Origin of the sequence: Ideonella sp. (genome assembly GCF_041287625.1) — a bacterium.
In the GTDB taxonomy this organism is placed as follows: domain Bacteria; phylum Pseudomonadota; class Gammaproteobacteria; order Burkholderiales; family Burkholderiaceae_C; genus Ideonella.
Genome location: NZ_JBGGNH010000027.1, coordinates 299,305 through 313,692 on the forward strand (window position 1 = coordinate 299,305; position 14,388 = coordinate 313,692).

Annotated in this window: 12 protein-coding genes; 7 read left to right on the forward strand and 5 right to left on the reverse strand. The window is 68.1% G+C overall.

Translation table 11 applies throughout. The features are described 5' to 3' along the window. Nucleotides 1-47: 47 nt before the first annotated feature. The 4 genes from ACAH41_RS11280 to ACAH41_RS11295 all read right to left on the reverse strand — a co-directional run bounded on the left by ACAH41_RS11280 (nucleotide 48) and on the right by ACAH41_RS11295 (nucleotide 4,096). Nucleotides 48-1,544, reverse strand: a complete 1,497-nt coding sequence (locus tag ACAH41_RS11280) for a choice-of-anchor tandem repeat GloVer-containing protein (protein WP_325654534.1) — start codon at nucleotides 1,542-1,544, stop codon at nucleotides 48-50. Nucleotides 1,545-1,972: 428 nt separating this feature from the next. Next, a complete protein-coding gene (locus ACAH41_RS11285) occupies nucleotides 1,973-2,866 on the reverse strand; it encodes an EamA family transporter (protein ID WP_325654535.1) in 894 nt (297 codons plus the stop codon). Then, a complete protein-coding gene (locus ACAH41_RS11290; protein ID WP_325654537.1) occupies nucleotides 2,848-3,411 on the reverse strand; it encodes a phosphonate degradation HD-domain oxygenase in 564 nt (187 codons plus the stop codon). Before ACAH41_RS11290 ends, ACAH41_RS11285 begins: the two co-directional genes overlap by 19 nt. Then, nucleotides 3,392-4,096, reverse strand: a complete 705-nt coding sequence (locus ACAH41_RS11295) for a phosphonate utilization associated transcriptional regulator (protein ID WP_325654538.1) — start codon at nucleotides 4,094-4,096, stop codon at nucleotides 3,392-3,394. Before ACAH41_RS11295 ends, ACAH41_RS11290 begins: the two co-directional genes overlap by 20 nt. Nucleotides 4,097-4,232: 136 nt before the next feature. On the opposite strand from ACAH41_RS11295, the gene ACAH41_RS11300 reads away from it, so the two are divergent. The 7 genes from ACAH41_RS11300 to ACAH41_RS11330 all read left to right on the forward strand — a co-directional run bounded on the left by ACAH41_RS11300 (nucleotide 4,233) and on the right by ACAH41_RS11330 (nucleotide 13,714). Next, nucleotides 4,233-5,267 (forward strand): putative 2-aminoethylphosphonate ABC transporter substrate-binding protein, encoded by a 1,035-nt coding sequence (locus tag ACAH41_RS11300; protein WP_325654539.1) that lies wholly within the window; start codon nucleotides 4,233-4,235, stop codon nucleotides 5,265-5,267. A 100-nt stretch (nucleotides 5,268-5,367) separates the two neighbouring features. Next, the gene (locus ACAH41_RS11305; RefSeq protein ID WP_325654541.1) at nucleotides 5,368-6,495 is read left to right on the forward strand and encodes a putative 2-aminoethylphosphonate ABC transporter ATP-binding protein; all 1,128 of its coding nucleotides are present in this window, start codon (nucleotides 5,368-5,370) and stop codon (nucleotides 6,493-6,495) included. Nucleotides 6,496-6,502: 7 nt separating this feature from the next. Further along, a complete protein-coding gene (locus tag ACAH41_RS11310) occupies nucleotides 6,503-8,245 on the forward strand; it encodes a putative 2-aminoethylphosphonate ABC transporter permease subunit (RefSeq protein WP_325654543.1) in 1,743 nt (580 codons plus the stop codon). A gap of 19 nt (nucleotides 8,246-8,264) precedes the next feature. Beyond that, the gene (locus ACAH41_RS11315) at nucleotides 8,265-9,377 is read left to right on the forward strand and encodes a 2-aminoethylphosphonate--pyruvate transaminase (protein WP_325654545.1); all 1,113 of its coding nucleotides are present in this window, start codon (nucleotides 8,265-8,267) and stop codon (nucleotides 9,375-9,377) included. Continuing rightward, a complete protein-coding gene (phnX, locus tag ACAH41_RS11320; RefSeq protein WP_325654547.1) occupies nucleotides 9,374-10,180 on the forward strand; it encodes a phosphonoacetaldehyde hydrolase in 807 nt (268 codons plus the stop codon). The genes ACAH41_RS11315 and phnX overlap by 4 nt, the downstream gene beginning before the upstream one ends. A 66-nt stretch (nucleotides 10,181-10,246) precedes the next feature. Further along, nucleotides 10,247-11,947 carry a Na/Pi cotransporter family protein gene (locus tag ACAH41_RS11325; RefSeq protein ID WP_325654549.1) on the forward strand — a complete coding sequence of 567 codons (1,701 nt, stop codon included), beginning with the start codon at nucleotides 10,247-10,249 and terminating at the stop codon, nucleotides 11,945-11,947. 123 nt (nucleotides 11,948-12,070) lie between these two features. Next, a complete protein-coding gene (locus ACAH41_RS11330) occupies nucleotides 12,071-13,714 on the forward strand; it encodes a hypothetical protein (RefSeq protein ID WP_325654551.1) in 1,644 nt (547 codons plus the stop codon). A gap of 74 nt (nucleotides 13,715-13,788) precedes the next feature. Here the strand turns inward: ACAH41_RS11330 and ACAH41_RS11335 are convergent, their stop codons facing one another. Then, complete coding sequence (locus tag ACAH41_RS11335) at nucleotides 13,789-14,235, reverse strand: SRPBCC family protein (protein WP_325654553.1); 447 nt, start codon at nucleotides 14,233-14,235, stop codon at nucleotides 13,789-13,791. Nucleotides 14,236-14,388: the final 153 nt, after the last annotated feature.

Genomic DNA, 14,388 nt, shown 5'->3' on the forward strand with positions numbered 1-14,388 from the left:
AAGCAGCAGCGGAAGGGCCGGGCGAGGCCCGGCCCTTGGGGCCACACTCAGGGCTTGGGCAGCACGTGCAGGACCTGGGTCGAGCTGGTCGAGCCTTGCGCGTTGGTGCAGGTCAGCACGTACGGGTAGTCGCCCAATTCCATCTGCCGGATGTTCTTGCTGCCTTCGGTCCCCACCGTGCCCGAGTTCCAGGTGCCGGTGACGGCGCAGGAGTCGGCGTATTGCGAGTACCAATCCAGCCGCATGAGTTTGCCCGGCGTCGTGTTGCTGGTGGTCATCGGCGGGTTGACCTGGTTGATGTAGAACTGCACTGCCGGCTTGGGCAGGATGGGCGCAGGGAAGGCAGCCGGGTCGACCTTCAGGATCGCGCCAGCGCTGTTGGTGCCGCCAGCGTAGGCGGGAACGTACAGCATGCCATCGCTGCCCTTGGTCAGGCCGGCCTGCACCGAGAAGGCGCTGTCGGTCAGCGAGACCACGCCCACCAGCTTGCTGGTGGCCGGGTCGATTTCGATCAGCGTGCCGTAGCTGCGGCTCGGGCCGCCGTAAGGCGCGCTGCCGTACAGGTGGCCGTTCGGGCCCACGACCAGCGGCGAGGTCGGGAATTCGCCGTTGGTGATGTCGTCGAACTTCAGCACGGTCTGGAAGTCGCCTGCGCCGTTGAAGCGGTACACCGAGCCGTAGTCGGCGCCGTTGCTGTTGGTCGTGCCGTACACATAGCCGTCGGCCGGGTTCGCCACCAGGCTGGCCTGCGGGTTGATGCTTTCGACGGTGCTGTCGAACGAATGCAGGACCTGGAAGCCGCTGCCGTCGCGGGCCATCTTGAAGGCGACGCCTTCGCCGGTGTTGCCGCCGCTCGAGGTCACGCCGTAGAGCAGGTTGTCGCTGCCCAGTGCCAGGCCATGCGGGTTGCCGCCGGAGGCTTCGCCAGCAAAGCTGTGGATGATGGCGAACTTCTCGCCGCTGGGCTGCATCTTGAAGATCGCGCCGCGGCCGAACTCACCGCCGCCGATGGCAAAGCCATACAGCAGGCCCTTGCTGTCCTGCACCAGCGCGCCGCCGGGGTAGGCACCATCGCTGCCGTTGAACACGTGCAGCAACTTGAACTTGCCGCCGGGCACGTACTTCCACAGGCTGCCGTATTGCGCTGCGCCCTCGCCGGTCGAGGCATTGCCATAGACCGAACCGTCGCTGCCCACCATCAGGTCGCCGCGCGGCGTGCCGCCTTCGGTGGCGCCGTCAAAGGCGTGCACCACCTTGTAGCCGCTGCCGTTGGTCTTGACGCGGAACACCAGGCCCCAGCCGCTGTCGGGCGAGTTGGTCAGCGCGGTGCCATACACATAACCGTCGGGCGCCTGGACCATGGCGCCATAGGGCTGGGCGCCCTTGTCTGCGCCGGGCATGGAGGCAATGATCTGGGCCGGGTCCGCCGCCAGCGCGGCGCCGTGCACGCCCCACGAGGTGATGGCCAGCAGGCTGGCCAGGGTCAGGCCAGTGAATCGGCGCTTCGACCCGCCGAGAACGACATCCGCAATGTTTCGAGACACAAGGAACTCCTAGGGGTTGGGGGAGGTGCTGACCGCGTGCTGCGGGTCGGCAACCGCTCGCGTGTTTTGGGTGCGCGACGGCGGGAGCGGGCCGTCGCCTTCATGGGGCGCAGGCCTGCCGGAAGCAGACGATGACGCGAGGAATCGTGTCCCTCGCACGTTGACCCGGCACCGCTCGGCAGAAGGCCGGAGCGGGGTTCGTGTCAGCGCTGTGTCAACGCCATGGATGTCAGCATAAGGCTTACGCCACAGTTCCACAAGATTTCTGTCGTATATGCATTGCATATTTTTGCGCGACCGACAGAAGCCTTCCAATGGGCGGTTTCAGACGCAAGCAGGACGCGTGCCTGCGGCCGGAAAGCCGGGTTGGAAAGCGAATCCGGTTGGCGCAACGCCAGGCGGCGCGGCTTGTGCGACGGGGGGGCGGTTCAGTGCAGCCGCAGCACGATGATGCCGGCGACGATCACCGCTGTGCCGCCAGCGCGTTGCCAGCCAAAGGGCTCGCGCAGCAGCAGCGTGCCAAGCAGCGCGGCGAACAGCACCGAGGTCTCGCGCAGCGCAGCGACCATGGCCACCGGCAGCAGCGTCATGGCCCACAGCGCGATGCCGTAACTGCCCAGCGACGCGAAGGTGCCGCCCAGCGCCACCGGCCAGCGTGCGGCCATGTAGGCGCGCGTGGCCGGCCACTGGGCGTGGCGCTGCCAAAGCACCAGCGACAGGTAAGGCAGGCCATCGAGCAGGAACAGCGCCGCGACATAACGCCCGGCGTCGCCCGAAACGCGCACGCCCATGCCATCCACCAGCGTGTAGCCGGCGATGAAGACCGCATTCAGCAGCGCGAAACGCAGCGCCTTGCGGCGACGCGCCGGGTCGCCTTCATGGGCATGCCGCGACAGGCCCAATGCCAGCACGCCGGCACAGATCGTCAGCACGCCGATCCAACTGCTGAGCGACAGGCCTTCGCCGATCAAGGCATGGCTGCACAGCGCGACCAGCAGCGGCGCGCAGCCGCGCATCAGCGGGTAGGTCAGCCCCAGGTCGCCATGCTTGTAGGCGCCGGCCAGTGCGGTGTAGTAGCCGATGTGGATCGCCGTCGAGGCCAGGATGTAAGGCCAGGCCGCAGCATCCGGCAGGCCCAGCCAGAGCAGCAGCGGTGGTGCGACCAGCGAGCCCAGGCCGTGGATCAATCCGGTGTCCAGCGCCTTGTCGGTGGAGGACTTGATCAGCGCATTCCAGCTGGCATGCAACAGCGCGGCGCCCAGCACCGCCAGCAACAGCCAGCCACTGCCGGGCGTGCCGCCGCTCAAGGCTGCGCCGCCCACATGCAGCGCCTTGCGCGAGCCAGGTAGTGCGCCAGATCCGGCGTAGCCAGGCCTTCGACCTTGGCTGCGTCATCCCAATGCCGCAGCTGCACCGATTCGGCGGCGCCGGGCGCTGCGATGAAGGCCCGCGCCTGCTGCGTGCTGAACACGCCGCCCTGAAGCGCGAGGCTGCGCAGCGAGTCGGCCGACAGCCGTTCGCGGTAGCCGTCGTCGGTCGCGCAAAGGTAGCGCTTGGCGTTGACGTGGCCGGCAATGGCGCGCAGAACGCGCGCGCCGAACAGTGTCTTCAGGTGTGGCAGCACGGCGGTCTGGTGGTGGTCGTCCACCCCTTGTTGGGTGGGGGTGTCGCCATGCTCGCCGGCCCGCAAGAGGTGCCCCAGGTCATGCAGCAGCGCCGCCGTCACCAGCTCGTCGTCCGCGCCGGCCTGTTCGGCCAGCCAGGCGGTCTGCAGCGCGTGCTCGGTCTGCGTGACCGGCTCGCCGCTGTACATCGTGCCGCCGTGCGCGGCGAACAGCCGCGCGATGTCAGCCAGCGTGAGCTGCATCGCTCGCTCCCTGTGCCTGCTGTGCCTTCACATGGTTCTGCAGCGTGCGCTCGCGGCTGTTCATCGTGTGCTGGAACATCGCCTCGCCAGCGGCCTCGGCGTCGCCCGCGGCAATCGCCTTGACGATCTGCCGGTGCTCGCGGGCGTAGATGGCCATCGACTCCGGCGTCAGGTTCTGCCGGCGGTGCAGCGAAAGTTCATTGATCAGCTTGCGGTAGGTGGCCGTCAGCTTGGCATTGCCGGCCAGCTCCAGCAGCCGGTCGTGCAGCTGCAGGTTGAGCTGGTGGAATTCGTTGGCGTCACTGGCCTTGACGGCGGCGTCCATCGCGTCGACCAGCTTGCGCAGCTCGCGCACCTCGGCACTCTTCAGCGTGGCGGCCAGCTTGCGCCCGACGTACTGGTCCATCACCGCGCGCACCTCGAAGATCTCCAGCACTTCGGCGATCGGCAGCTCGCGCACGAACACGCCGCGGTTTTTCTCGGTGCGCACCAGCCCGGCCTGCTCCAGCATGCGAAAGGCCTCGCGCAGCGGCCCGCGCGACACGCCCAGCTGGGCCGCCAGCGCCGCCTCCGGCAGCTTGGCGCCGGCACCCAGCTCGCCGCTCAGGATCATGCGTTCGATCTCGGTCTGCACCAAGCTTGGCAACGAGGTGCCCTGAAGCTGTGCAATGGTCGGTGTGCTCATGCCGGAATCTTAAAAGAACTCGCGCCAGTTTGGAGATTGTCAACAATCTTTCATCTTCAATCCACAGAATGCAGGCTGGTCTTGATCTTGCGAGCAACGTTGCAAGGACCATTCATCCATCTGCAGGAGTCTTTGCATGCGCTTTCTGAAAACGATGTTGGCCGCCGTGATCGGCCTGGCGGCCGCCACCGGTGCCCAGGCCGAGAAGACCTCGTTGACCGTCTACACCGCGCTGGAGACCGATCAGCTGAAGGCCTACCAGGCGGCCTTCAACCAGGTCAACCCGGACATCGACATCAAATGGGTGCGCGACTCCACCGGCGTCATCACCGCCAAGCTGCTGGCCGAAAAGGCCAACCCGCAGGCCGACGTGGTCTGGGGCGTGGCTGCCTCCAGCCTGGCGCTGATGTCGCGCGAAGGCATGCTGGAACCCTACGCGCCGCTGAACCTCGACGCGATCATGCCGCAGTACCGTGACAAGAAGTCCCCGCCGGCCTGGTGGGGCATGGACGTGTTTGGCGCCACCGTCTGCTTCAACACCGTCGAGGCCAAGAAGAAGAACATTCCGCTGCCGACCAGCTGGAAAGACCTGACCAAGCCCGAGTACAAGGGCCAGGTCGTGATGCCCAACCCGGCTTCGTCGGGCACCGGTTTCCTGGACGTGGTCGCCTGGCTGCAGATGTGGGGCGACGACGGGGGCAAGGGCGGTGGCTGGAAGTACATGGACGCGCTGCACGAGAACATCGCGCAGTACACCCATTCGGGCTCCAAGCCCTGCAACATGGCGGCCGCCGGCGAGTTCGTGGTCGGCGTGTCGTTCGAATACCGCGCGCAGGCCAACAAGGCCAAGGGCGCGCCCATCGAGTTGGTGTTCCCCAAGGAAGGCCTGGGCTGGGACCTGGAGTCCTTCGGCATCCACAAGGGCACGAAGAACCTGGCCGCGGCGAAGAAGCTGGCCGACTGGGCTTCCAGCAAGGACGCGATGCTGCTCTACGGCAAGAACTTCGCGATCACCGCGCAGCCCGGTGTGGCGCCCAAGCTGCCCAACATCCCGGCGGACTATGAGTCCCGCCTGATCAAGGTGGACTTCGAGACGGCGGCCGCGAACCGCGAGCGCATCCTGGCCGAATGGACCAAGCGCTACGACGTCAAGAGCGAAAAGAAAAAATGAACGGCGCCCCAAGGGCCGGGCTGCGCCCGACCCGCCCCCCGAGGGGATCAAGAAAACTTGGGGCGGCCCGGCGTTTTCTTACCCGCGCGGCCCAACCGTGATGCTGAACACCCAGCCCCAAGCCATGGCCGACCAGGCGTCGGCCGCTCACGAACCTTGCCTGTCGCTGCAAGGCGTGGCCAAGCGGTTTGGCGCCTTCACCGCGCTGGAAGACATTGACCTGGCCATCGCGCCGGGCGAGTTCGTCTGCTTCCTCGGGCCTTCGGGCTGCGGCAAGACCACCTTGCTGCGCATCATTGCCGGGCTGGAAACCCAGAGCGCCGGCACGCTGGTGCAGAACGGGCGCGACATCTCGCGCCTGCCGCCGGCCGCGCGCGACTACGGCATCGTCTTCCAGTCCTACGCGCTGTTCCCCAACCTCAGCATTGCCGACAACGTCGGCTACGGCCTGGTCAACCGGCGCCTGCCTCGCGCGCAGGTGGCCGCGCGGGTGGAAGAACTGCTGGCGCTGGTCGGCCTGCCGGGCAGCGGTGCGAAGCATCCGGCGCAGATGTCCGGCGGCCAGCAGCAGCGCGTGGCGCTGGCGCGGGCGCTGGCCACCTCGCCGGGGCTGCTGCTGCTGGACGAGCCGCTGTCGGCGCTGGACGCCATCGTGCGCGTGCGGCTGCGCAACGAGATCCGCGCACTGCAGCGCCAGCTGGGCCTCACCACCATCATGGTCACGCACGACCAGGAAGAGGCGTTGTCGGTGGCCGACCGCATCGTGGTGATGAACCGCGGCCGCATCGAGCAGGTCGGCACGCCGCTGCAGATCTACCGCGAGCCGGCGTCGGCGTTCGTCGCGGAGTTTGTCGGCAAGGTCAACCGGCTGCCGGCGGTGGCCGAGGGCGAGCGCTGGTTCCGCTGCGGCGCACACCGCTGGCAATGCCCCGTGGGCCAGGGCAGTGACTTCCGGCCCGGCGCGCCGGTGTTGCTGTACCTGCGGCCGGAGGACCGTGTCGTCGGTCCGCTGGCCGCCGACACGCCGGGCCTGTGCGAGGGCCGCGTCGAGCATGTCGAGTTCCTCGGTGGCAACTGCCTGGCGACGCTGCGCGTCGAAGGCCTGACTGAGACGTTGCTGCTGCAGTTTTCGCTGAACCAGATGGACGAGTTCGAGGTCGGCGAAGGACGCACGCTGCGCTTCGCCTTGCGCGCCGACCGGCTGCGCGTGTTCCCAGCCCTGGGCTGAAAGCGGCATGTTGCTCAAGCGCCTGTTGTTCCCCACCCAGGCCGGTGCCGTGCTGGCGGTCAGCGCGCCGCGCCAGCAGGTGCACTGGACCGACCGCATCGCCCATCTGGGGCTGCTGGCCGTCGCTGCGTTGCTGGCCGTCGGCCTGCTCGGCCCCTTGCTGGCGCTGCTGGCCCAGGCCTTCCGGCCAACGTCGAACGATGCCAGCCATTGGGGTGCCTTTGTCAGCTACCTGGGCTCACCTTCGCTGCTGCAAAGCCTGGGCCACAGTGTGTTCGTCTCGGTGCTCACCACGGTCATCGTGCTGCCGCTGGCCTTCTGCTTTGCCTACGCCCTCACGCGCAGCCGCATGCCGGCCAAGGGCCTGTTTCGCACCGTCAGCCTGCTGCCGCTGCTGGCGCCTTCGCTGCTGTCGGCCATCTCGCTGATCTACTGGTTCGGCAACCAGGGCGCGGCCAAGGACTTCTGGCTGGCGCTGGGGTTCGACAGCATCTACGGCGCTTCCGGCATCGTGCTGGCCGAGTGCTTCGCAGTCTTCCCGCACACGCTGATGATCCTGGTCACGGCCTTGACGCTGGCCGATGCGCGGCTGTACGAAGCGGCGGACGCCCTGGGCACGTCCGCCGTGCGCAAGTTCTTCACCATCACGCTGCCGGGTGCGCGCTACGGGCTGATCTCGGCTGCGATGGTCACCTTCACGCTGGTCATCACCGACTTCGGCGTGCCCAAGGTCGTGGGCGGCGACTACAACGTGCTGGCCACCGATGTCTTCAAGCTGGTCATCGGCCAGCAGGACTTCCAGCGCGGTGCGGTGGTGGCTTTGCTGCTGCTGGCGCCCGCGGTGCTCACCTTCGTGGTCGACCACTTCGTGCAGCGGCGGCAAACGGCCCTGCTGAGCGCCCGTGCCGTGGCGCTGGTGCCGCGCCGCGCGCCGGCGTTCGATGCGCTGATGGCTGGCTACTGCGCGCTGATCGCCATGCTGATGCTGGCGATGTTCGGCATGGCGGTGTTCGCGTCGCTGGTGAAGTTCTGGCCTTATGACCTCTCCTTGAGCCTGCAGCACTACACCCTGGGCCTGGTGGACGCGGAGATGGGCGACGCGATCTTCAACAGCCTGAAGCTGGCCGGCAGCTGCGCGCTGCTCGGCCCGCCGGTGGTCTTCGTCGGTGCCTACCTGATGGAAAAGACCCGCGGGCTGGACGCATTGCGCCCGCTGCTGCGGCTGATGGCCATGCTGCCGATGGCGGTGCCCGGCCTGGTGCTGGGCCTGGGCTGCATCTTCTTCTTCAACGCGCCGGCCAATCCCCTGCACGGCCTGTACCAGACGATGGCCTTGCTGGTGCTGTGCACGGTGGTGCACTACTACACGACCGGCCACCTGACCATGGTCACCGCGCTGAAGGCCATCGACCCGGAGTTCGAGGCCGTGTCCGCCTCGCTGAAGGTGCCGTTCTACCGCACCTTCTGGCGCGTCACGCTGCCGATCTGCCTGCCGGCGCTGATCGACGTCTCGCGCTACTTCTTCGTCAACGCGATGACGACGATCTCGGCCGTGGTCTTCCTCTACACGCCCGACGCCAGGCTGGCCTCGGTGGCCATCCTGAACCTGGACGACGCCGGCGACATCGGCCCGGCCGCGGCGATGGCGGTGCTGATCGTCGCCAGCTCCACCGTCGTCAGCCTGCTGTACCTGGCGCTGTCCGCCTGGGCCCAGCGCCGCACCCAGGCCTGGCGCGCGCCTTCCCATTGATCCTTTTCCTCAGCTCCTCATGGACCGCGACAACATCCTGCTCACCCCTGGCCCGCTGACCACCACGCTGCGCACCAAACTCGCGATGCTGAAGGATTGGGGTTCGTGGGACGCCGACTTCAACGCACTGAGCGCCGAGGTCTGCGCCGGCCTGCTGGACGTGATCCATGCGATGGACAGCCACGTCGTCGTGCCCTTGCAAGGCAGCGGCACCTTCAGCGTCGAGGCTGCGGTCGCGACCATCGTGCCACGCGGCGGCCACCTGCTGGTGCTGGACAACGGCGCCTACTGCAAGCGCATGGGCAAGCTGGCCACGCTGATGGGCCGGCGCACCACCATCGCCAGCCGCGCCGAGGACGAGCCGGTCTCGGCCGCTGCGCTGGAACGACAACTGCGCGACGACCCCAGCATCACCCACGTCGGCTTCATCCACTGCGAGACCGGCACCGGCGTGTTGAACCCGCTGGCCGAGGTGGCGGAGGTCTGCGAGCGGCTGGGCCGCGGGCTGATCGTCGATGCGATGAGCTCGTTTGCCGCGCTGCCCATCGATGCGCGCGAAGTCCGCTTCGACGCGCTGATCGCCGCCAGCGGCAAATGCCTGGAAGGTGTGCCCGGCATGGGCTTCGTGTTCATCCGCAAGCAGGTGCTGGCCGGTTGCGAAGGCAACAGCCATTCGCTGGCGATGGACCTGCACGACCAGCACAGCTACATGCAGCGCACCGGCCAATGGCGCTTCACGCCGCCGACGCACGTGGTCGCCGCACTGGCCGAGGCGCTGCGCCAGTTCGCGGAGGAGGGCGGGCAGCCGGCCCGGCTCACGCGCTACCAGGGCAATTGCGACACGCTGCTGCAAGGTCTGCAGGCGCTGGGCCTGCAGACCTTCCTCGAACCCGAGCTGGTCACGCCCATCATCGTCACGGTGATGGCACCGGACCATGCGGGCTACGACTTCAAGCGCCTCTACGCCAGCGCCAAGTCCCAAGGCTTCCTGCTCTACCCCGGCAAGCTGACCGAGGTCGAGACCTTCCGCGTGGGCTGCATTGGCGCCATCGGCCAGAAGGAAATGCAGCAGGCGGTGGACGCCATCGGCCGTGCGCTGCAAGGCCTGGTCGCGGAAAGGCGCCTGGCATGAGTGCAGAACTGAAAGCCGTTGTCTTCGACTGGGCCGGCACGCTGCTGGACTTCGGTTCCTGCGCGCCGATGGGTGCCTTCGTGCGGCTGTTCGAGCGCTATGGCGTAGTGCTCAGCATCGACCAGGCGCGCGGCCCGATGGGCATGGCCAAGTGGGACCACATCCACGCGCTGGGCCAGCTTCCCGAAGTCGCCGCGCAATGGCTGGCGCGCCACGGCCAGCCCTTCAACGACGCGGATGTGGACCACCTCTACGAAGTCTTCACGCCGATGAACGCTGCCGTGGTGGCGGACTTCGCCGAGGCCATTCCCGGCGCGCCGCTGATGCTGGCTGCGCTGCGGGCACGCGGCCTGAAGATCGGCTCCACGACCGGCTACAACCGGCCCATCATGCAGGTCCTCACGCCGCTGGCGCAGGCGCAGGGCCTGGTCACCGACAACCTGGTCTGCGCCGGTGACCTCGCCGAAGGCCGGCCGTCGCCGTTGATGATGTACCGCTGCTTCGCCGACCTGGGCGTGTGGCCGCCGCACGGCGTGTTGAAGGTGGACGACACCGGTGTCGGGCTGCAGGAAGGCCTGAATGCCGGCAGCTGGGCGGTGGGCGTGGCCGTCAGCGGCAATGCGATGGGACTCTCGTTTGCCGAGTGGCAGTTGTTGCCGGCTTCAGAACAAGGCCTGAGGCGTGAAAAAGCCGCATCCCAGCTTCGTGAAGCGGGGGCACACTATGTCGTCGACAGCGTGGCCGAGCTGCTGCCGGTGCTGGACGACATCCAGGCACGTTTGCTGCGAGGTGAACGTCCCTGAGTCGCCGAGAACTCGGGCGGCCCGCTGGCCGGCCTCGGTCAGGCGGAAAGGAAAACGTTTCTCGTCATGCTGTACCTGTTGAACCTGCTGGCGGCGATTGCGCTGCTGGTGTGGGGCACTCACCTGGTTCGCACCGGCATCCTGAAGGTGTTTGGCGCCGGACTGCGCAGGCTGATCCAGGCCAGCACCGGCACGCGCGCCAGCGCGGCGCTGGCGGGATTGGGCGTCACGGCGCTGGTGCAAAGCAGCGGCGCCACAAGTCTCATCGCCTCGTCGTTTGTCAGCCAGGGCCTGATGTCGCTGGCCTCCGCGCTGGCGGTGCTGCGCGGCGCGGACGTGGGCACCGGCCTGGTCACGCTGCTGTTCTCGTTCAACCTCGCCTGGCTCTCGCCTTTGCTGCTGCTGGCCGGCGTGGTGCTGCACCTGTCCCAGGAAGGCAGCACGGCGGGGCGCCTGGGCGGCGTGCTGATCGGCCTGGGCATCATCACGCTGGCGCTGCGCCTGATCGGCCTGGCGACCGAGCCGCTGCTGGCCGCGCCGCAGATGAAGCTGCTGCTCGGTGGCGTGCGCAACGATGCGCCGCTGGAGCTGCTGGTCGGCGCCGTGCTGGCGCTGATGAGCTACTCCAGCCTGGCCGCGGTGCTGCTCACCGCCGCGCTGGCCAGCACCGGTGTCGTCTCGCTGGAAGTGGCGTTTGGCCTGGTGCTGGGCGCCAACGTGGGCAGCGGCCTCAGCAGCTTGCTGACGACCCTGCACGCGCCCATCGAAGGGCGCCGCGTGCAGCTCGGCAACTTCCTGTTCAAGCTGGCCGGGGGCCTGCTCGCGGCGCCTTTTGTGCATTCGCTGGCCCAGTCGCTTGGCCCGCTGCGGCCGGGTGCCGGTTCGTGGGTGGTGCTGTTCCACCTGAGCTTCAACCTGGCCTGCGCGCTGCTGTTCCTGCCGGCCACCGGCGCAATGGCGCGGCTGGTCGGTCGCTGGGGCGAAACCCCTGCGGCCTCGCCCAACGCGCTTGCGCTGCATGCCAAGGGCCCGCGCCACCTGGACCCCGAGGTGCTCGACACGCCGCAGCTGGCCATGTCCTGCGCCGCGCGCGAGGCGCTGCACCAGGCCGACCTGGTCGAGACCATGCTGCGCGGCCTGCTGCCTGTGATGCGCGACAACGACCTGGCGCTCTCGGCCGAGCTGCGCCGCCTGGACGACCAGGTCGACACGCTGTATTCGGCCATCAAGTACTACCTGACCAAGATCCAGCGCAGCTCGCTGTCCGAGCGCGAGGGCCGGCGCTGGGCCGACATCCTGGCCTTCACGATCAACATGGAGCAGATCGGGGATGCGGCCGAGCGCGTGCTGCAGGATCTGGAGGACAAGAAGATCCGCCCGGGCCGCAACTTCTCCGAAGCCGGCATCACCGAACTGGCCGAGCTGCATGGTCAGCTGCTGAGCAACCACCGGCTGGCGATGAGCGTCTTCCTCAGCGGCAACGAACAGGAAGCCCGCGACCTGCTGGCCCAGAAGCGCCGCTTCCGCGACCGGGTGCAGGCCTGCGCCGCCAACCACTTCGACCGCCTGCACGGCAACACCCCCGAGAGCATCCAGACCAGCTCGCTGCACCTGGACCTGCTGACCGAACTGCGCCGCATCAACTCGCAGCTCTGCTCGATTGCCTACCCGACGCTGGAAGCCGCTGCGGTGCGCGACGCCGCGCAGGACGCCCCGCCGGTGAGCATGCCGGCAGCATCCAGGCCAATGCCTTCCAGGTCGGACTGAAGCGAGAGGCCGGTTCGTCGGGCGCCTCGCTTGCGCAGACCGCGCAATGCCGCCAGTGGCGGCCGGCGATTGAGCCTCCCTCGTCGCACAATGGCCTTCCCACCCCGTTGGAAGAGGCCCCCGATGACGCAAGCACCGCCACCCGCCGACTTGACCGAGGCTTTCCTGCTGTCCTTGCGCAGGCGCCGCCTGGTCGTCGCGATGGCGGCGGCCGGCATGGGCATGGCGGCCTGCGGCGGGGGTGGTGATGCTGGCAGCCCCGCGCCCCTGCCCCCTTCACCACCGCCGCCCCCGCCACCGCCGCCACCGCCTTCCCCTCCTGTCTCCGGCCCCGCCTGGTGGAATTTCGGGCGTGACAGCCAGCACTCGGGCGAGGGCGCCATTGCGACGCAGGACCTGAACCGCATCGCCTGGTCCACGCCGGTGGACCTGATGCCGCAGTACCAGGGCGAGACCTTGCTGGTGCACTACGGCTCGCCCGTCATCACGTCCAACAACACGGTGCTGGTGCCGGTGAAGACCCAGGCCACCAGCGGCTTCCGGGTCGAGGCCCGGTCCGGCGCCACCGGCACGCTGCTCTGGTCCGCCGACACCGACTACGCCGTGCCGGCGCATCACTGGATGCCCGGCTTCCACCTGGCGCTGTCGCGCAGCAACCGCCTGTTCGTGCCTGGCGCCGGTGGCAAGGTCTACGTGCGCGATGCGGCGGACTCGGCGCAGGGCGCCCTGCAGCCGCTGGTGTTCTACGGCAGCGCGGCCTACGCGGCCGCATCGGCCCAGCTCGATGCGGCCGTCTTCATCAACACGCCGATCACCGTCGACGCGGCAGGCAACGCCTTCTTCGGCTTCGTCGCGAATGCCGGCAACCCGGCCGGCCTGGTCAGCGGTTTTGCCCGGCTGGGCGCCGATGGCAGCGGGCTGTGGATTGCCGCGGCCGATGTCTCTGGCGATGCCAGCGTCGTCAAGCCGGCCATGAATTGCGCGCCCGCGCTGTCGCCGGACCTGGCGACCGTGTACGTGCTGGCCAACGCGGTCTCTGCCGGCTGGTCCCAGCATGGCGTGCTGCTGGCCCTGGACAGCACCACCCTGGCGCCGCGTGCCCGGGTGGCATTGCTGGACCCGCAAACCGGCGACCCGGCCCAGGTGAGCGACGACTCCACCGCGTCACCCACCGTCGGCACGGACGGCGACGTCTACATCGGCGTGCTGGAGTCCAGCCAGGGCCAGCACAACTACCGCGGCTGGCTGCTGCATTTCGACAGCACCCTGGCCACCACCAAGGTCCCCGGCAGCTTCGGCTGGGACGACACGGCCTCTCTGGTGCCGGCGAGCATCGTCGGTGGCTACACCGGCAGCTCCAGCTACCTGCTGGCCGTCAAGTACAACAACTACCTCAATGCCGGCACCGGCGACGGCCTGAACCGCATGGCCGTGCTGGACCCGAACGCCACGCAGGTCGACCCGATCTCAGGCGAACCGGTGATGCGCGAGGTCATCACCGTGCTGGGCGTGACGCCCGAGAACCCGGGCTCGGCCGCGGTCAAGGAATGGTGCGTCAACACCGTGGCGGTGGACCCGCTGACGCACTCGCTGCTGGTCAACAGCGAAGACGGCGTGCTCTACCGCTGGGACCTGGCCAGCAACACGCTGAGCCAGCGCATCAGGCTGACCGGCGGCCTCGGCGAGGCCTACACGCCCACGGCGATTGGCGCCGACGGCGCGGTCTACGCCATCAACCGCTCGACGCTGTTTTCGATTGCGGGCTGAGGGGGGGCGACTTCGCACCAACCGTTCGGGCTGAGCTTGTCGAAGCCTTTCGCCGCGGTGGGCGCAGTGCCGCTTCAGCCCGGAATCTCCGGCTCCACCAGCCGCGCCAGCTGTTCCAGCGACTCCTGCCAGCCCAGGTAGCACATCTCCAGCGGAATGACGTCGGGGATGCCTTCCTGCACGATGTCGATTTCGGTGCCGCAGATCACGGGCTTCAGTACCACGGTGACTTCCATCGTGCCCGGCAGGTTCGGATCGTCGAAGCGGTCGTTGTAGCGCAGGCGTTCGTTGGGCACCAGTTCCAGGTACTCACCGCCGAAGCTGTGGCCGTTGCCGGACCCGAAGTTATGGAACGACATCTTGAAGCCACCGCCGACACGGGCGTCCATGTGGTGGACCTGGCAGGTGAAGCCGTAGGGCGGCAACCACTTGGCCATGGCGGCAGGTTCCAGGAAGGCGCGGTAGACCTTCTCGGGCTTGGCACGGAGGACGCGGTGGAGTTTGACGGCACGGGTGGTCATGGCGAAGGTCCTTTGCGGTGAAAAGGTGATCGGAGAAGGCAAAAGCCACCAGCATGGCGGCCTGCTTCTTCACGACGATCATGCCCCTGCCGGTTCGACATCGGCGGCTCGGGATCAACCCTGAAGCCACGGCCGCCGAAGACGATCCCTCGC